The sequence below is a fragment of the Aminobacter sp. LjRoot7 genome (assembly GCF_964252895.1).
In the GTDB taxonomy this organism is placed as follows: Bacteria; Pseudomonadota; Alphaproteobacteria; order Rhizobiales; family Rhizobiaceae; genus Aminobacter; species Aminobacter aminovorans_B.
Genome location: NZ_CAXUPX020000011.1, coordinates 199,476 through 215,093, shown reverse-complemented (window position 1 = coordinate 215,093; position 15,618 = coordinate 199,476). Strand labels below are relative to the sequence as shown.

Genomic DNA, 15,618 nt, shown 5'->3' with positions numbered 1-15,618 from the left:
GTGACCCTGAACCTCGCTTCCTTCCTCTACCTCGTCTCCGGCATCCTGTTCATCCTGGCCCTGCGCGGCCTGTCGCATCCGACCACGTCGCGCAAGGGCAACACCTACGGCATGGTCGGCATGGGTATTGCCATCGTCACCACGCTGGCGCTGGCCAAGCCGTCCGCGACCGGCCTCGGCCTGATCGTGCTCGGCCTCGCCATTGGCGGCGGTGTCGGTGCGGTTACCGCGCGCCGCATCGCCATGACCTCGATGCCGCAGCTGGTCGCTGCCTTCCACAGCCTCGTCGGTTTGGCCGCCGTCATGGTGGCGGCTGCCGCCGTCTATGCACCCGAAAGCTTCGGCATCGGTGCCGTCGGCGCCATCCATGGCCAGGCGCTTGTCGAGATGAGCCTTGGCGTTGCCATCGGCGCCATCACCTTCACCGGCTCGGTCATCGCCTTCCTCAAGCTCGATGGCCGCATGTCGGGCAAGCCGATCATGCTGCCGGCCCGCCACCTGATCAACGCAGCACTCGGCATCGGCCTGGTCGTGCTGATCGTGCTGTTGGTCACCACCCAGTCGACCACCATCTTCTGGCTGATCGTGGCGCTCTCGCTTGTCCTCGGCGTGCTCTTGATCATCCCGATCGGCGGCGCCGACATGCCGGTGGTCGTGTCGATGCTCAACTCCTATTCGGGTTGGGCGGCAGCAGCCCTCGGCTTCACGCTCGGCAATCTCGCGCTGATCATCACCGGCGCGCTGGTTGGCTCGTCTGGTGCGATCCTGTCCTACATCATGTGCAAGGGCATGAACCGCTCGTTCATCTCGGTCATCCTTGGCGGCTTCGGCGGCGAGACGGCGGCAGCTGTCGACGACGGCATCCAGCGCACGGTCAAGACGGGTGCTGCCGACGACGCGGCCTATCTGATGATGAACGCCCAGAAGGTCATCATCGTGCCGGGCTACGGCATGGCTGTCGCCCAGGCCCAGCATGCGCTGCGCGAGATGGCCGACAAGCTCAAGGCCAATGGCGTCGAGGTCAAGTACGCCATCCACCCGGTCGCCGGCCGCATGCCCGGCCACATGAACGTGCTGCTCGCCGAGGCCAACGTGCCTTATGACGAGGTCTTCGAACTCGAGGACATCAACAGCGAGTTCTCGCAGGCCGACGTCGCTTACGTCATCGGCGCCAACGACGTCACCAACCCGTCGGCGCGTGACGACAAGAGCTCGCCGATCTACGGCATGCCGATCCTCGACGTCGACAAGGCCCGCACCTGCCTGTTCGTCAAGCGCTCGCTCGGTTCAGGTTATGCCGGCATCGACAACACGCTGTTCTACAAGGACGGCACCATGATGCTGCTCGGCGACGCCAAGAAGATGACCGAAGAAATCGTCAAGGCCATGGATCACTGAGCCAACAGCTCGGACATCCGCACCCAAGACAAACAAAAGCCCGGCGTGAGCTGGGCTTTTTTCTACAGACGGCGGGTGCTCGCGAGCTTCTGCCGTAGATTATTCAACAGGCCGCTCGTCGGCGATGACCTTGCCGTCGTTCGGCAGGCTGCCGGGAGCGACGATCTCGACGCCGCCGCGCATCTTAGTCGCGGCCTGCAATGCTGCTTCGAGTTCCGCTTGCAGTTCGCCATCGGTTGAGCTGGCTTCGGCTTTCAGCAGCATGACGTCCTGCTCGGCCTCGCGGCTGACGACGAGGCGAAGGCGGCCAAGGGCTGGGAATTTCCGGCCGATCGCTGCGATCTGGGCCGGGTCGACGAACATGCCCTTGACCTTGGTGCGCTGGTCGGCGCGGCCCATCCAGCCGGCGAGCCGCATGTTGGTGCGGCCGCAGGCGCTCTGGCCGGGCAGGACACGCGAGAGGTCGCCCGTGCCGAAACGCAGCAGGGGGTATTCCGGGCTCAGCCGGGTAACCACGACTTCGCCGACATCGCCGTCGGCGACCGCCTCACCGGTACCCGGGCGCACGATCTCGACGATCAGGCCTTCATTGACGACGAGGCCGGAGCGCGCCGCCGTTTCATAGGCGGCGACGCCGAGCTCTGCAGTGGCGTAAGCCTGATAGGCATCGATGCCGGCGCCGGCGATTTCCTGCTGCAGTGAGGCCGGAAATGCGGCCCCCGAAACCAGGGCATGGCGGAATGGGCTGGCAGCACCTGACGCCACGATGCGGTCGAGCAGGATCTTGAGAAAATCCGGCGTGCCGATGTAGCCTGTCGGCTTCAGCACCGTGATGGCCTCGACCTGTTGCTCGGTGTTGCCGACACCCGCCGGGATCACCGCGCAGCCAAGCGCGTGCGCGCCGGCTTCCATCATGTGCCCACCCGGCGTCAGGTGATAGCTGAAGGCGTTGTGGACGACGTCTTCCCGGCGCATGCCTGACGCGAACAGGGCGCGCGCGGATCCCCACCAATCGTCGCCGCGCCCCTCGGGATCGAAGATCGGACCGGGGGATACGAGCAGGCGCTTGAGTGCGCCGGGCCTGATGGGTGTGAGGCCGGCAAAGGGTGGGTTCTCGGCTTGCAAGGTCAGCAGGTCGCCCTTGCGGATGACTGGCACCAGCTGCAGGGAACTGCGGTCGACGAAGCTGTCCGACGCAATTCCTTCGAGCTGCTGGCGCAAGGCAGGCGTTGCGGATAGCGCGCCTTCGAGAAGCGAACGCAACCGGGCAAAAAGTGCCGCCTCGCGGGCTGCCGGATCTTGGGTTTCCCCGGCATCGTAATGTGCGTTCGTCACCATGGTTCACCTGGAGTTTGAACGAGGGGCAAGCGCGCCCGCCCGGTTGAGGCTTGGCCGCGCTGCTAGGAAAAGATCACGCCAGCCAGCGCTTGCGCCGCTTGTAGCTCTTGACCTCGCGGAACGACTTGCGACCCTCGCCGCCAATGCCGAGATAGAATTCCTTGACGTCTTCATTGTCGCGCAGGGAAGCGGCGTCGCCATCCATGACGACGCGGCCGGTCTCCATGATGTAGCCATAGGTGGCGTATTTCAGCGCCATGTTGGTGTTCTGCTCGGCCACCAGGAACGACACGCCCTGCTTGCTGTTCAGGTCCTTGACGATCTCGAAGATCTCGTCGACGACCTGGGGCGCGAGGCCCATCGATGGCTCGTCGAGCAGGATCATCTTGGGTCGGCTCATCATGGCGCGGCCGATGGCGCACATCTGCTGCTCGCCGCCGGAGGTATAGCCGGCCATCGACGACCGGCGCTGCTTCAGCCGCGGGAAATAGTCATAGATCATGTCGAGATCGTCGCGGATGGCGCGGTTGCCGTCGCGACGCGTAAAGGCGCCGGTGAGCAGGTTCTCCTCGATGCTGAGATGGCCGAAGCAGTGGCGGCCTTCCATCACCTGGATGCAGCCGCGCCGCACCAATTCGTTCGGGCTGAGCCGGTCGACGCGGTCGCCGTCGAACTCGATCGAACCCTTGGTGACTTCGCCGCGCTCGGCCCTGAGCAGGTTGGAGATCGCCTTCAGCGTCGTTGTCTTGCCGGCGCCATTGGCACCAAGTATGGCGACGATGCCGCCTTGGGGCACATCAAGCGACACGCCCTTTAGGACGAGGATGACGTGATCGTAGATCACCTCGATGTTGTTGACCGACAGCATCGGCCGGGCCGGCTCGACCGCTTTGGAAGCATGTTCAGACATCAGCAAGCTCCGGGGGCATTGTCCCTTCCCCTGATGGGGAAGGGACGGGGTTCAGGGTAGGCCTCAGGAGGCGTCGCAGGCCTCGGAACGGGCGGGCCACGGCGCGTTCTTTTCGGCATAGGCCTTGGCATCGGCGTCGAGCAGCGGACCGACCTTGTCGCTCAGCGGCGCGATGTAGTCGGAGACCTTCTCGTAGGTGGTGCCGTTCCAGCTCTGGACGAAGGTCGAGAAGTGGCCGTTGTGGTCGGCGCAGGAGAGCTTGACCGCGCTGGTGAAGCCTTCGAGGCCGATTTCCTTGAGCCTGGCGTCGTCGATGTTGAGGCCTTCGAGCCCGCGGCGGACGTCCTCGCCGGTAACGACCTTGTTGCCGGTGATTTCCTGGGCCTTGCGGATCGCCTCGGCAATCAGCATCGAATTGTAGATGCCGCGGTTGTAGAGGACCTGGCCGACCTTGTCCTTGCCCGAGACCTGGCTCTTGCCGGCATCGACGACGTGCTTCTGGATGTCGGCGAGCAGCGGGAAGTCCGCGCCCACGGCATGCCAGTTCAGCGTCTTGAAGCCCTTGGCGCCATCGCCGGCGCCCTTGGCGTCATCCTCGCTCGGCCACCAGATCGAGATGAACTTCTCCATCGGGTAGTTGGTCTTGACCGCTTCCTTGACGGCGGTGGCGTTCAGCGCGCCCCAGCCATAGAGGATCATGTAGTCGGGCTTGTCGCGGCGGACGCTCAGCCATTGCGACGACTGGTTTTGCATGTCGGCGGCAGCCACCGGGTAAAGCTTGGCTTCGAAGCCGAGTTCCTTCGACAGCTGTTCGATCAGCGGAAGCGGCTCGCGGCCGAAGCTGGCGTCGAGGTAGATGTAGCCGATCTTCTTGCCCTTGAGCTTCTCGACGCCACCGCCTTCCTGTGTCGCGATGTATTGCAGGATCTGGGTGAAGCCGTCCCAGTAGGTCGCCGGCGGGTTGAAGATCCAGGGGAAGGTGTCGCCCTTGGCCGAGGCCGACAAGCCGTAGGCCATCGACAGCACGGGGATCTTGTCCACGGCGGCCTTGGGAATCAGCGGCAGGGTGATGCCGGTCGACCACGGATTGACGATGACGGGCTTCTTGGGCTTCACCGATTCATAACATTCGAGGCCCTTTTTGGTGTCGTAGCCGGTCTCGCATTCCTCGACGATCAGCTTGACGCCGCCGATGCCGCCGTCGCGCTCGTTGAGCAGTGTCAAATAGTCGTGCATGCCGTTGGCGATCGGCGTGCCGGAGCCGGCGAAGGGCCCGGTACGGTAGGTGAACAGCGGCACATAGATCGAGTCCTCGGCCTGCGCGTCGTGGACGGCCGGCAAGGTCAGCACTGCTGTTGCGGAAAGTGCGTATAACCAGTTCTTGAGTGACATGACGTTCTCCTCCCTACTTGTTTGCATTTCCGTCTTGTGGGCAGCCCCTAGTAAGGGAAGGGCCACACACGAAGCTTCTGCTTGGCGATCTGCCAGAGCCGCGCGAGGCCGTGCGGTTCGACGATCAGGAAAAAGATGATGAGGGCGCCGACGATCAGATAGGTCAGGTGCTCGACGGTCGCGGCAGCGATCGGCAGGCCGAGTGCTTCCGGAAGCCCGCGGATGACGATCGGCAGGATGTGGATCAGGGCGGCGCCGAAAAAGCTGCCGATCATCGAGCCGAGGCCGCCGATGATGACCATGAACAGCAGCAGGAACGACAGCTTGATGTCGAAGGCCGATGGCTCGGCGGCACCGAGCCACAGGAACACCATCAGCGCGCCCGAGACGCCGCAATAGAAGGATGACACCGCGAAGGCCAAGAGCTTTGCCGGCAGCAGGCGGATGCCCATCAGCTGGGCCGCGATGTCCATGTCGCGCACCGCCATCCAGGTGCGGCCGATCCTGCCATGGACGATGTTGGAGGCGAGCAGGGTCATGACCACGACGATGACCAAGACGACCAGATAGCGCGTCACGGGTGTGGCCGACGGGCCGGTGATGGCGAGGCCAAACAAAGTGCGGGCAGGGACCTCGATGGCTCCCGACGGATTGTCGTTGTAGAGCCAGCTGATGCGCACGAAGCACCATTGCAGGAAGAACTGCGCGGCAAGTGTCGCGACTGCCAGGTAGAAGCCCTTGATGCGCAGTGACGGCAGCCCGAACAGCACGCCGATGCCGGCTGCGAAGAAGCCTGAACACAGGATCCAGACCAGGATGTTGACGCCTGGAAAGATGGTCGAAAGCTTGTAGGCCGCATAGGCACCGACACCCATGAAGGCGGCCGAGCCGAGGGACAAAAGTCCAGTGTAGCCGACCAGGATGTTGAGCCCGATCGCGCCGAGCGACAGGATCAGGAACGGCACCATGACAGAGGCGAGCAGGAACTCGTTGCCGAACAGCGGCACGACGACGAAGGCAACGAGCAGGATTAAGGCCAGGCCGAGCCTGTCCTGCAGGATCGGGAACACCGCCTGGTCGGCCGCGTAGCTTTGCTTGAACTGGCCAGTTTCGCGATAGAACATGTTGTCAGATCCGCTCGATAATCTTGTCGCCGAACAGGCCTTGCGGCCGGTACAGCAGGAACAGCAGGGCAATGGCATAGGCGAACCAGCTCTCAATGCCGCCGCCAAGCAGGGGCCCCCAGTAGAACTCGCCAAGTTTCTCGCCGATGCCGATGATCAGCCCGCCGACGATCGCGCCGGGCACGGACGTCAGGCCGCCGAGCACCAGCACCGGAAGCGCCTTGAGGGCCACGATCTCCAGCGCGAAGGAGACGTCGGAGCGGGCGCCCCACATGATGCCGGTTACCAGTGCGACTAGGCCGGCGGCGAACCAGACGATGACCCAGATCTGGTTGAGCGAAATGCCGACCGAAAGCGCTGCCTTGTGGCTGTCGGCCACGGCGCGAAGGGCGCGGCCGATGCGGGTCTTCTGGAAGAACAGGGCAAGCCCGACGATCATCGCCGACGCAATGACGGCGGCGGCGATATCGATCTTCTGGAAGCTGACGAGGCCACCCAGCATTTCGACGTCGACCGAGCCGCTGGGCAGGAACAGCTCGCTGGCGATCATCTGCTTTGGGTCGCCGCCGAACACCATCTCACCGAGGCCGATCAGCACATAGGTGATGCCGAAGGTCGCCATGAACAGGATGATGTCGGGCTGGTTGACCAACGGCCGCAGCACGACACGCTCGACCAGCATCGCCAGCACGAACATCACGCCCGCGGTCAGGATCAGCGCGACGAAGGCCGCTGTGTGGCCGGAGAAACCCGCAGCCGAGAACTTCTCATAGAAGCCGACCAGGGTGAGCGCTGAAAACACCACCATGATGCCTTGGGCGAAGTTGAACACGCCCGACGCCTTGAAGATCAGCACAAATCCAAGTGCTATCAGAGCATAGAGCACGCCCGATACCAGACCCTCCCACAGGGTCTGAACCAGCAGGTCGGGCATCTGCATCATCTGCACGAAGGGGTCGATGAAGATGTTGTAGAGCATCTGTTTCCCCTCAGCTGAGCTGGCAGATGGCACGAGCCTGCCGGCATGTTGTGCTGACTGTGTGTCTCGCGTTCATGCGGAATTTCTCTCCTCCACCAGACAGCTGCATGCTCAATGCCCCACGCCGAGGTAGGCCTCGATGACCTTCGGGTCGGCCTTGACCACTTCGGGCGTGCCGTCGGCGATCTTGTGGCCGTATTCGAGAACCACCACGCGGTCGGACAGGTCCATGACCACGCCCATGTCATGCTCTATGAGGGCGATGGTGGTGCCGAAGTGCTTGTTGAGGTCGAGGATATAGCGGCACATGTCCTCCTTCTCCTCGATGTTCATGCCGGCCATCGGCTCGTCGAGCAGCAGGAGCTCCGGTTCCATCGCCAGCGCTCGGCCAAGCTCGACGCGCTTCTGCAGGCCGTAGGGCAGCTTGCCCACCGGCGTCTTGCGGATCGACTCGATCTGCAGGAAGTCGATGATGTCTTCGACCACGCGCCGGTGCTCGATCTCCTCGCGCATCGCCGGCCCGTAGCGCAGCATCTGCCAGAAGAGCCCGCGGTGCATCTTCAGCGTGCGTCCGACCATGATGTTGTCAAGCGTGGTCATGCCTCGGAACAAGGCCACGTTCTGGAATGTGCGGGCGATACCCTGGCTCGCGGCCTGGTAGGGCCGCATGCGCGGGCGGGTCTTGCCCTTGTAGGTGATGCGGCCGTGCTGGGGATGGTAAAAACCGTTGACGACGTTCAGCATCGAGGTCTTGCCGGCGCCGTTGGGGCCGATGATGGCGCGGATCTCGCCCTTGCGGATATCGAAGGAAACGTCTGTGATGGCCTTGACCCCACCGAACGACAACGACACGCCGTCGACCGCCAGCAAAGTTTCCGATGTCGCGGTCATGCTGCGGCCTCGAGCTTTGCGGCCGGCATGGCCTTGGCGTCGGCGATGCGGACTCGAGCCGAGATGACGCCCTTACGGCCGTCCTCGAAGGTCACTTCGGTCGAGATGTCGGCGGCCTCGGCACCGTTGTAGAGTGCGTCGACCAGAGGCTTGTAGCGTTCGGCGATGAAGCTACGCCGGACCTTCTGGGTCCGGGTCATCTCGCCATCGTCGGCGTCGAGTTCCTTGTGCAGGATCAGGAAGCGATGGATCTGGGCGGCCGCCATGCGCGGCTCGGCGGCGAGCGCCTTGTTCACCTCGGCGACATGCTCGATGAACATCGCGTAGACCTCCGGCCGCTGCGCCAGTTCCTGGTACGAACCATAGGCGATGTTCTTGCGCTCGGCCCAGTTGCCGACCGCCGTGAGGTCGATGTTGAGCATCACGGTGACGAAGTCGCGGTCCTGGCCGAAGGCCACGGCTTCCTTGATGTTGGGGAAGAATTTCAGCTTGTTTTCGATGTATTTCGGCGCAAACAGCGCGCCCGACCTCAGCTTGCCGACATCCTTTGCCCGGTCGATGATGTTTAGGTGGCCGTCGGGATCGAAGAAGCCGGCATCGCCTGTCTTCACGTAGCCGTCGGCGGTCACCGTCTCGGCCGTCTTCTCCGCATCCTTGTAATAGCCGACGAACTGGCCGGGCGAGCGGTAGAGCACCTCGCCGTCGTCGGTGATGCGGATGTCAACATTGGGCGTCGCCGGTCCGACCGTGCCCGCGCGGATCTGCCCGTCGGGCTGCGCGGTGACATAGAGGAAGGCTTCGGTCTGGCCATAGAGCTGCTTCAAATTGAGGCCGAGCGAGCGGTAGAACGAAAACAGATCCGGGCCGATCGCTTCGCCGGCAGTGTAGGCGACGCGGATACGGGAGAAGCCGAGCACGTTCTTCAGCGGAGCGTAGACCAGCAGGTTGCCGATGGCGTAGCCGAGGCGGGCGCCGAGCGGGACCTGCTTGCCGTCGAGGATCTGTTCGCCCCAGCGCTTGGCGACACCGATGAAGTAGTTGAACATCGAGCGCTTCAGCGCGCCCGCGTCCTCCATGCGGATGGTGATCCGCGTCAGCAGTGTTTCGAACACACGCGGCGGTGCGAAATAGAAGCTCGGGCCGATCTCCTGGGTATCCGCTTCAGCGGTCTCGCGGCTTTCGGGGCAGGCAATGCAGAAGCCCGCGACCAGCGACTGCGCATAGTTGAGATAGTGATCGCCGACCCAGGCCAGCGGCAGATATGCCAGTACCTCGTCGCGGTCGGTCAGCTTGTCGAAGGTGACGGTATCACGTGCTGCCGCGATCGAGCCCCCGGCGGTCAGCAGCACGCCCTTGGAACGCCCTGTCGTGCCTGAGGTGTAGAGGATGATCGAGATGTCGCTGGCCTGGCCGCGATCGCGCTCGGCGTTGATCGCGGTGTCGTCGGAAGCCAACAGGGCACGGCCGTTCGCAATGATGGTATCGATGGCGTGGAGCCGGCTGTGGTCATAGTCGCGCAGGCCGCGCGGCTCGTCATAAAGCACCGTGCGGAGCTTGGGCACGCGATCCTGCACGGAGATCAGCTTGTCGACCTGCTCCTGATCCTGCACGGCTGCAAAAGCGACGTCGGCATGGTCGAGCACATAGGCCATCTCGTCGGCAACGGCGTCGGCGTAGACCGGCACCGGAATGGCGCCCAGCCATTGCGCGGCGAGGATGGTCCAGTACATCGCCGGGCGGTTTTCGCCGATGACGGCAATTGTTGCGCCGCGCTCGAGGCCTAGCTGCTGCAGGCCGGCAGCATAGGCGCGGATCGTCTCGGCCAGTTCGCTCCAGCTCCACGTCCGCCAGATGCCAAGATCCTTGTGGCGCATCGCCGGGCGGTCTGGCCGAACCCGTGCATGCTCGCACAATAGCTTGGCAAACGTGTCGCGTTCGCGCGTCTCGCTCCCTTGTGCCAAAGGCACGCCTCCCGTTTCGTTCCCTCGTATGCCGCCGGGTATTCCCGGTCGTTGTATCGAAGCTCGCAACCTTGGCAGGCTTTTTCAAGGGCTGGCTTGACAGACAGGACGCCAATGTTCAGTCTTGGCTACCGGCCTTGTGTGGTCGAGCTGCGAAAATTCCCATAACTTATTGATTTTACTATGCTGTGAGCATTGGCCGCGCTGAGCGCTGTGATGCTAGTCGCCGTAGTGGCGCAGCTTGTCGAGATCCAGGATCGTCACGCCGCCATTTTCGCTGCGGAGCAAACCTTCCTTTTCCAGTTCCTGCAGGATTCGGTTGGCGACGGGGCGCGAGACGCCGGCCAGCAAGCCGATCTCCTCCTGGCTGATATCGATGTGTTTGCCGACGAACGGGCTGATCACTGGGTTGAACAGCGAGGCCAGGCTGCGCGCCACCTTTCCGGTCGAATCGAGCGTACGGTCATGCTCGACCTGCGCAATGAACTGGCCGAGCCGCTCGTTGATGAGCCGCACCAACAGCCGATCGAAGGCGACGCTGTTTTCGAACAGCCAGAAGAATGTCGCGCGGTTGAGAAGCGCCACCTGCGTGCGGCGCAGGGCCAGCACGTCATACTGGCGAGGTTCGTCCTTGAGCAGCGACCCCTCGCCGAACCAGCAGCTCGGCGGCAGGCCGGCATAGGTCACGGCCTTGCCCGATGTGGTGATCGAACCCAACCGCAGCAGGCCGCTGACCACGCCGATCCAGTTGTCGATGCGATCGCCGCGATGGATGAAATAGGTGCCCGGTTCCAGGACGCGCAGCATGATGCCGCGCCGCGCTCGCTCGCGCTCATCCTCCGGCAGTTCACGCGCCCAGAATACCGAGGCCAGAAATTGCTCCGGGCTTATCACGCGCGCTCCCACTCTTCATGACGGAGTCGTGCGTACCATGTCTTGGGCGCGCTCGCCATGCTGCGGGACTGGCCGGTCGCTCCCCCACACAGGCTTGTCGCCCTATGCCCTTAGGGAATGTTAGCGGGCGCTCAAGGAATGGCAGGGACATCGTCCGGATCGACTATGCCAACAGTGCGGAAGTCATTGTAGGCATGATCGGCCACGACATCGATTGGACAAAGGTGCCTGGCTAAGCATCGCGACCGTGGAGGAGCCCGAAAGGGAGCGGATCGTGGCGCAGATCGCATCGAGGGGAGGGTATCGATGAACGCTGTCTTGCATTCGCGTGGCCGACGGTATGGCCGGCCTTGTACGGCTGCCGGCATTGTCTGGCGTTGAGCCGACTTTCACCGCCGCCCGATCGACGCGCAGCTTCGTGAAAATGAGAAGCGCCTGGGATCGAATGTAGCTTGATGCTTCCTTTTGCATTGGCAAGGACTAATTGGAAATGGTTGAAGATATTCATGCGCATGGAATAACGCTTGTCAACAAATACACTGAGTTCTTCTTCAGTGAGTTGAAGAATATACTTGCGGTTGACCGTGAAGATTCTGGATGGCCGGCGCAACAGCGGGCATCGTTCGATGCTGTCGCTCGCGCGGCAGCGGCGCAACTGCCGAGCAGCATTTCGCCCGAATTGCCTGGACTCGCCTCCCAGTTCATCCGTGCCCTGGCTGTTGAGGCGTCTCGCCAGTGCTTGGTAAACGAGGGCGGCGACCCCGGGATGCTGGCGCAGTCGTCGGCCCGGTTGATGTCGCCAGGTCAGGTCCGCGGCGGCGATCTCGACTCCATGACCATCGAAGAGTGGGCAGGGCGTGTCGCGGGAGCCACCTATCTGGAAGAGAACCTCCGCATTCCGCGGTCAACTTTGCACCGGTGGTTCCGATGCAACGAGGTCATCGCATTGCGCAAGGGGCGGCAGCGTCACGTATTCCCCCTGGCGCAGTTCGTCGATGGCAGGCCCGCGTCGGGCATTCGCGAGGTGCTGGTGCATATCACTCATCCGCGCCAGGCCTGGCACTGGATGATCCATCCTTCGCCGGTGCTGAACGGCCGGACCCCGATAGATTTGCTCAAGCAGGACCTGGTTGGTGACGTCGTCTCGGCGGCCAGAGAGCATTCCCTGGCGCCATAAGTTTCGCCGCGCGAACTGCGGAGCGTGGCTTCGGTTCCGTATTTGTTTGTAAAAGCAAACGTTCTATTTGTGCCAAATGTACTTGTTGTTTCATTTGTGTAGTATTGTTGTTGTTTTTATATCACTAGACAATCGGATTCATCGAATTTTTGACGTGGCGTTGAATTTTGATGTTTATCAATCCAGTCAGATGGCGATATTCAATCTGACCGGAAGCGAAATTCAAGAAACGTTTCTGGCGGATCGGTACCGACGGCACTTTCAATATAAGAAAGTACTCTGTGCCATTTGGATTAATTCTACTGGAGGTTGGATAATGAATATCAAGAGCGTTCTTCTCGGCTCTGCTGCGGCTTTGCTCGCAGTTTCTGGCGCCCGTGCGGCCGACGCTGTCGTCGTCGCCGAGCCGGAGCCCATGGAATATGTCCGCATCTGCGACGTCTACGGCGCGGGCTTCTACTACATCCCCGGCACCGAGACCTGCCTCAAGGTAGGCGGCCTGGTTCGCTACCAGATCGACTGGGCTGACTCCGACAATGGCTGGAAGAAGTACTCGGCGGCGCGCCTCAAGCTCGATGCACGTTCGGAAACCGAATACGGCACCTTCCGTCGCTACATCGAACTGCATTGGCAGAACAATGGTGGCGAGTTCGGTACCACTTCGACCACGCCGCGGCCGTACACCGACACGACCGACATGTGGATCCGCTATGCCTACTTCGAGGTTGGCGGCCTGATGATCGGCCGCAATGACACGCTGTTCGACGGCGGCGTCGACGGCGAGTTCGACAAGGGCGGCGGCACCTTCATCAACCAGATCCGCTACACCTTCGACGCAGGCAACGGCATCGCCGTGTCGGTCGGCCTAGAAGAGGAAGACAACAACTTCGACTACGTGCCGCTCGTGACCGGCAAGGTCTCGATCGCCCAGGGTTGGGGTTCGGTCAACCTGTACGCCGCCTATGACGATCGCTTCTCCGAGTTCGCTCTGAAGGGCATCGTCAACGTCAAGGCAACCGATGCCCTGGCGCTTCAGGCGATCGCGACCTATGAGTCGGGGGCGACCTGGCTCGGCCTGCTTGGCCCGTACTCGGGCTACGACTGGTCGATCGGCGGCTATGTGAAGTACCAGGTCAACGCAAGCCTGTCGGTTGGTGCCGGCGGCCAGTACTTCGGCGACCGTCACGTTGGCAACTTCGCCACCGGCCAGACCGTCGACCTGAACGCCAACGACTGGGCCATCGGCGCCGTCGTCGACTACAAGATCGTCGAGAACCTGAACGCCAAGCTGGCCCTCAACTACAACGATGGCGACAGCTACCAGGACAATCCGCTTACCGCTGTTAAGGAAGACGGCGCGTTCTCGGGCTTCCTGCGCCTCGACGCTTCGTTCTGATCCATTGCTGAACTGACCTTGGCAAACCCGGCTTCCAGTCGCCGGGTTTGTCTTTTTCCTATTTCAACATTGAGAATTTCGGAGCGGTTGTCTCGAATTTCGTGAATACTTCTTGCTATGCGTGACATATAACAGGCTACGCGCAGCGGAAGGAAAGCATGAGACGGTCGAACCAGGACAATGACGACGAGCAAGGATCCTCGTCAACGGTAAAAAGCGTCGAGGTCGCTGTCCAGATTCTCGATGCGCTGGCCGACGCGCCGGGTCCGGTGCGCGTGACCGAGCTCGCCCGTTCGCTCGACATGACCAAGGCCAGGGTTTCCAGGCATCTGCAGACGCTGACCAGGCTCGGTCTCGTCGATCACGCCCGGGAGGGCGAGGGTTATGTCTTCGGCCGCAAGCTGTTCAAATTCGGACGCGCCGCGGTCTACCGCAGCAATGTCGTCGAGATCGGGCGGCCCTATCTCAACGAGCTGTGCGCGCAGACCGGCCATACAGCCTTGCTGACGACGCCGATCAAGGGTGGTGCAATGGTCGTGCACGCAGTGCCCAACCCGTTCGAGCCCGGCATCATGGTGCAGCCGGGCATGGTGTTGAGCTTGCCGGGATCGCCGGCGGCGCGGCTGTTCTATTATTTCGAAAACAAGAAGCCGGTGCCGCCGCGGGTCGTCGAAAACCTGACGGCATATGGGGTCGACTTCGAGACCGACACGCGCGGCAACGGGCTCGGCGGCATCGCCGCGCCGATCTTCGAGGCGGACGGCCAGATTTGTGCCGCGCTGGGCGTCATCTTGTCGTCGTCGCTGCTGGTGCCCGAGCCCGATGTCCAGTTGCTCGCGACCGTGAGATCGGTCGCAAGCGAAATCCAGAAGCGGTACGCCGACGGCGTCAATCCACCTCTGATGCCAACGCAATCAAACTGATTAAGTGCTGCCGGCTCGCAGGCAACGCCGCTGAGCCGGCTGTTCGATCATGCCCCGGGCACGACGCGCGATCCTGCCTCGAGCTTGACCAGCGCCTTGGTCGGGTCGAAGACGACACCGATCGGATCCTTGCCGTTGGCAACCGCGTCGACCTGCTGGCGCAGGACGCGGCGCAGCATGCCGATGCCCTGGTCGGTCGAGGTCAGGTTTTCCTCGGAGTGGAAGGTGATCGGCCCCTGGCCGACTTGGGCCTCGTAGTCGCCCGGCAGCTTCTGGTGTTCTTCTTCCGACAGTTCGTGCCAGACCTTGCCGGCATATTTCGATCGGATCTTGGCCAGCGTGCCGGCCTCCCTGACGCGGCCGACCGAATAGATGCGGAACGACGTGTCGTCCATCGGCAGGACCCAGCCGAGCAGGCTGCACGGGCCGTCGACGGTTGCGACCGGACTTGCCACCGCGCGCACGGTCGGCACGACGGCTTCGGTGATGCGTTGATGTTCGCCTGCTTCCAGATCACGCAATTGCAGGCTGGAGACGCCGCGCGGCGTGTAGTGGAATGTCACGCGCGGCATCAGGCTCATCTTGGAATTGAATTGATCGCCGCTGAAGGAACCGTGCAGGATCGGCACGTGGAACGGGTCGAGCACGTTTTCGTAGTGCTGGAGCCAGTTGCAATCGACGATGACGGGACCGCCGCTGCCGATGCTGCTGTCGTCGGTTTCGAGGAATTCGCCCTCGCCGAGCTTCTCCAGCACGTCATAGCTTGGCAGCACGGGTTTGCGGTCGAGCGGGCCCATATAGGCAAAGATCAGGCCGTACTTCTCTTCCAGCGGATAGTGCGGCTGGCGGATATGGCCGCGGGTCTTCGCGCCCATTTCGGGTTCGCAAGGTTGCTCCAGGCAGTTGCCTTCGGTGTCGAACAGCCAGCCATGATAGCAGCAGCGAATACCCGTTTCCTCGACGCGGCCGTAATAGAGTGACGCGCCGCGATGGGCGCAGCGCGGATGCACGAGGCCTGGCCGGCCGGTGCCGTCGCGAAACAGGATGAGCTCCTCGCCAAGTGCCATGATCTTGCGTGGCGTGGCGGTGGCATCTTCCGACAGGCCGACCGGGTGCCAGTAGCGGCGAAGCAGTTCGCCCATCGGCGTTCCGCGCCCGACCTCGGTCAGTTCGGCGAAGTATGTCGGCTTGGGCAAGGTGTAGGCCGATCCATCTTTGGTCATTGTGGTTTCCTC

The 15,618-nt window shown here is 62.6% G+C and carries 13 protein-coding genes; 4 read left to right on the top strand and 9 right to left on the bottom strand.

Features of this window, described 5'->3' with window-relative positions; translation table 11 throughout:
• On the top strand, window positions 1–1,398 hold the full coding sequence (locus ACSQ3E_RS25915; RefSeq protein WP_436124858.1) for an NAD(P)(+) transhydrogenase (Re/Si-specific) subunit beta: 1,398 nt from the start codon (window positions 1–3) through the stop codon (window positions 1,396–1,398).
• 99 nt (window positions 1,399–1,497) lie between these two features.
• Here the strand turns inward: ACSQ3E_RS25915 and ACSQ3E_RS25910 are convergent, their stop codons facing one another.
• The 8 genes from ACSQ3E_RS25910 to ACSQ3E_RS25875 form a co-directional block, all read right to left on the bottom strand.
• Window positions 1,498–2,733 carry a phenylacetate--CoA ligase family protein gene (locus ACSQ3E_RS25910; RefSeq protein WP_436124857.1) on the bottom strand — a complete coding sequence of 412 codons (1,236 nt, stop codon included), beginning with the start codon at window positions 2,731–2,733 and terminating at the stop codon, window positions 1,498–1,500.
• 76 nt (window positions 2,734–2,809) lie between these two features.
• Window positions 2,810–3,646, bottom strand: a complete 837-nt coding sequence (locus ACSQ3E_RS25905; RefSeq protein ID WP_310323987.1) for an ABC transporter ATP-binding protein — start codon at window positions 3,644–3,646, stop codon at window positions 2,810–2,812.
• 63 nt (window positions 3,647–3,709) lie between these two features.
• A complete protein-coding gene (locus tag ACSQ3E_RS25900; RefSeq protein ID WP_436124856.1) occupies window positions 3,710–5,038 on the bottom strand; it encodes an ABC transporter substrate-binding protein in 1,329 nt (442 codons plus the stop codon).
• Window positions 5,039–5,085: 47 nt separating this feature from the next.
• Window positions 5,086–6,162 carry a branched-chain amino acid ABC transporter permease gene (locus tag ACSQ3E_RS25895; protein WP_436124855.1) on the bottom strand — a complete coding sequence of 359 codons (1,077 nt, stop codon included), beginning with the start codon at window positions 6,160–6,162 and terminating at the stop codon, window positions 5,086–5,088.
• A gap of 4 nt (window positions 6,163–6,166) precedes the next feature.
• A complete protein-coding gene (locus tag ACSQ3E_RS25890; RefSeq protein WP_436124854.1) occupies window positions 6,167–7,141 on the bottom strand; it encodes a branched-chain amino acid ABC transporter permease in 975 nt (324 codons plus the stop codon).
• Between the two features lie 111 nt (window positions 7,142–7,252).
• On the bottom strand, window positions 7,253–8,032 hold the full coding sequence (locus ACSQ3E_RS25885) for an ABC transporter ATP-binding protein (RefSeq protein WP_436124853.1): 780 nt from the start codon (window positions 8,030–8,032) through the stop codon (window positions 7,253–7,255).
• Window positions 8,029–9,993, bottom strand: coding sequence for an AMP-dependent synthetase/ligase (locus ACSQ3E_RS25880; RefSeq protein ID WP_436124852.1), 1,965 nt, complete (start codon window positions 9,991–9,993; stop codon window positions 8,029–8,031). Before ACSQ3E_RS25880 ends, ACSQ3E_RS25885 begins: the two co-directional genes overlap by 4 nt.
• A gap of 219 nt (window positions 9,994–10,212) precedes the next feature.
• On the bottom strand, window positions 10,213–10,887 hold the full coding sequence (locus ACSQ3E_RS25875; RefSeq protein WP_436124851.1) for a Crp/Fnr family transcriptional regulator: 675 nt from the start codon (window positions 10,885–10,887) through the stop codon (window positions 10,213–10,215).
• Between the two features lie 490 nt (window positions 10,888–11,377).
• Between ACSQ3E_RS25875 and ACSQ3E_RS25870 the strand changes: the two genes are divergently transcribed.
• The 3 genes from ACSQ3E_RS25870 to ACSQ3E_RS25860 all read left to right on the top strand — a co-directional run bounded on the left by ACSQ3E_RS25870 (window position 11,378) and on the right by ACSQ3E_RS25860 (window position 14,383).
• Window positions 11,378–12,064 carry an antitoxin Xre/MbcA/ParS-like domain-containing protein gene (locus ACSQ3E_RS25870; RefSeq protein ID WP_436124850.1) on the top strand — a complete coding sequence of 229 codons (687 nt, stop codon included), beginning with the start codon at window positions 11,378–11,380 and terminating at the stop codon, window positions 12,062–12,064.
• A gap of 316 nt (window positions 12,065–12,380) precedes the next feature.
• Window positions 12,381–13,460: a porin gene (locus tag ACSQ3E_RS25865; RefSeq protein WP_436124849.1), complete on the top strand. Its 1,080-nt coding sequence runs from the start codon at window positions 12,381–12,383 to the stop codon at window positions 13,458–13,460.
• Between the two features lie 158 nt (window positions 13,461–13,618).
• On the top strand, window positions 13,619–14,383 hold the full coding sequence (locus ACSQ3E_RS25860) for an IclR family transcriptional regulator (protein ID WP_436124848.1): 765 nt from the start codon (window positions 13,619–13,621) through the stop codon (window positions 14,381–14,383).
• Window positions 14,384–14,430: 47 nt separating this feature from the next.
• Here the strand turns inward: ACSQ3E_RS25860 and ACSQ3E_RS25855 are convergent, their stop codons facing one another.
• Window positions 14,431–15,606 carry a Rieske 2Fe-2S domain-containing protein gene (locus ACSQ3E_RS25855; protein WP_436124847.1) on the bottom strand — a complete coding sequence of 392 codons (1,176 nt, stop codon included), beginning with the start codon at window positions 15,604–15,606 and terminating at the stop codon, window positions 14,431–14,433.
• Between the last annotated feature and the right edge of the window lie 12 nt (window positions 15,607–15,618).

Excerpts from the sequence above, each read along its gene's own strand:
- ACSQ3E_RS25905 (WP_310323987.1), bottom strand. The coding sequence starts at position 3,646 with ATGTCTGAACATGCTTCCAAAGCGGTCGAGCCGGCCCGGCCGATGCTG.
- ACSQ3E_RS25900 (WP_436124856.1), bottom strand. The coding sequence starts at position 5,038 with ATGTCACTCAAGAACTGGTTATACGCACTTTCCGCAACAGCAGTGCTG.
- ACSQ3E_RS25895 (WP_436124855.1), bottom strand. The coding sequence starts at position 6,162 with ATGTTCTATCGCGAAACTGGCCAGTTCAAGCAAAGCTACGCGGCCGAC.
- ACSQ3E_RS25890 (WP_436124854.1), bottom strand. The coding sequence starts at position 7,141 with ATGCTCTACAACATCTTCATCGACCCCTTCGTGCAGATGATGCAGATG.
- ACSQ3E_RS25885 (WP_436124853.1), bottom strand. The coding sequence starts at position 8,032 with ATGACCGCGACATCGGAAACTTTGCTGGCGGTCGACGGCGTGTCGTTG.
- ACSQ3E_RS25870 (WP_436124850.1), top strand. The coding sequence starts at position 11,378 with ATGGTTGAAGATATTCATGCGCATGGAATAACGCTTGTCAACAAATAC.
- ACSQ3E_RS25865 (WP_436124849.1), top strand. The coding sequence starts at position 12,381 with ATGAATATCAAGAGCGTTCTTCTCGGCTCTGCTGCGGCTTTGCTCGCA.
- ACSQ3E_RS25860 (WP_436124848.1), top strand. The coding sequence starts at position 13,619 with ATGAGACGGTCGAACCAGGACAATGACGACGAGCAAGGATCCTCGTCA.
- ACSQ3E_RS25855 (WP_436124847.1), bottom strand. The coding sequence starts at position 15,606 with ATGACCAAAGATGGATCGGCCTACACCTTGCCCAAGCCGACATACTTC.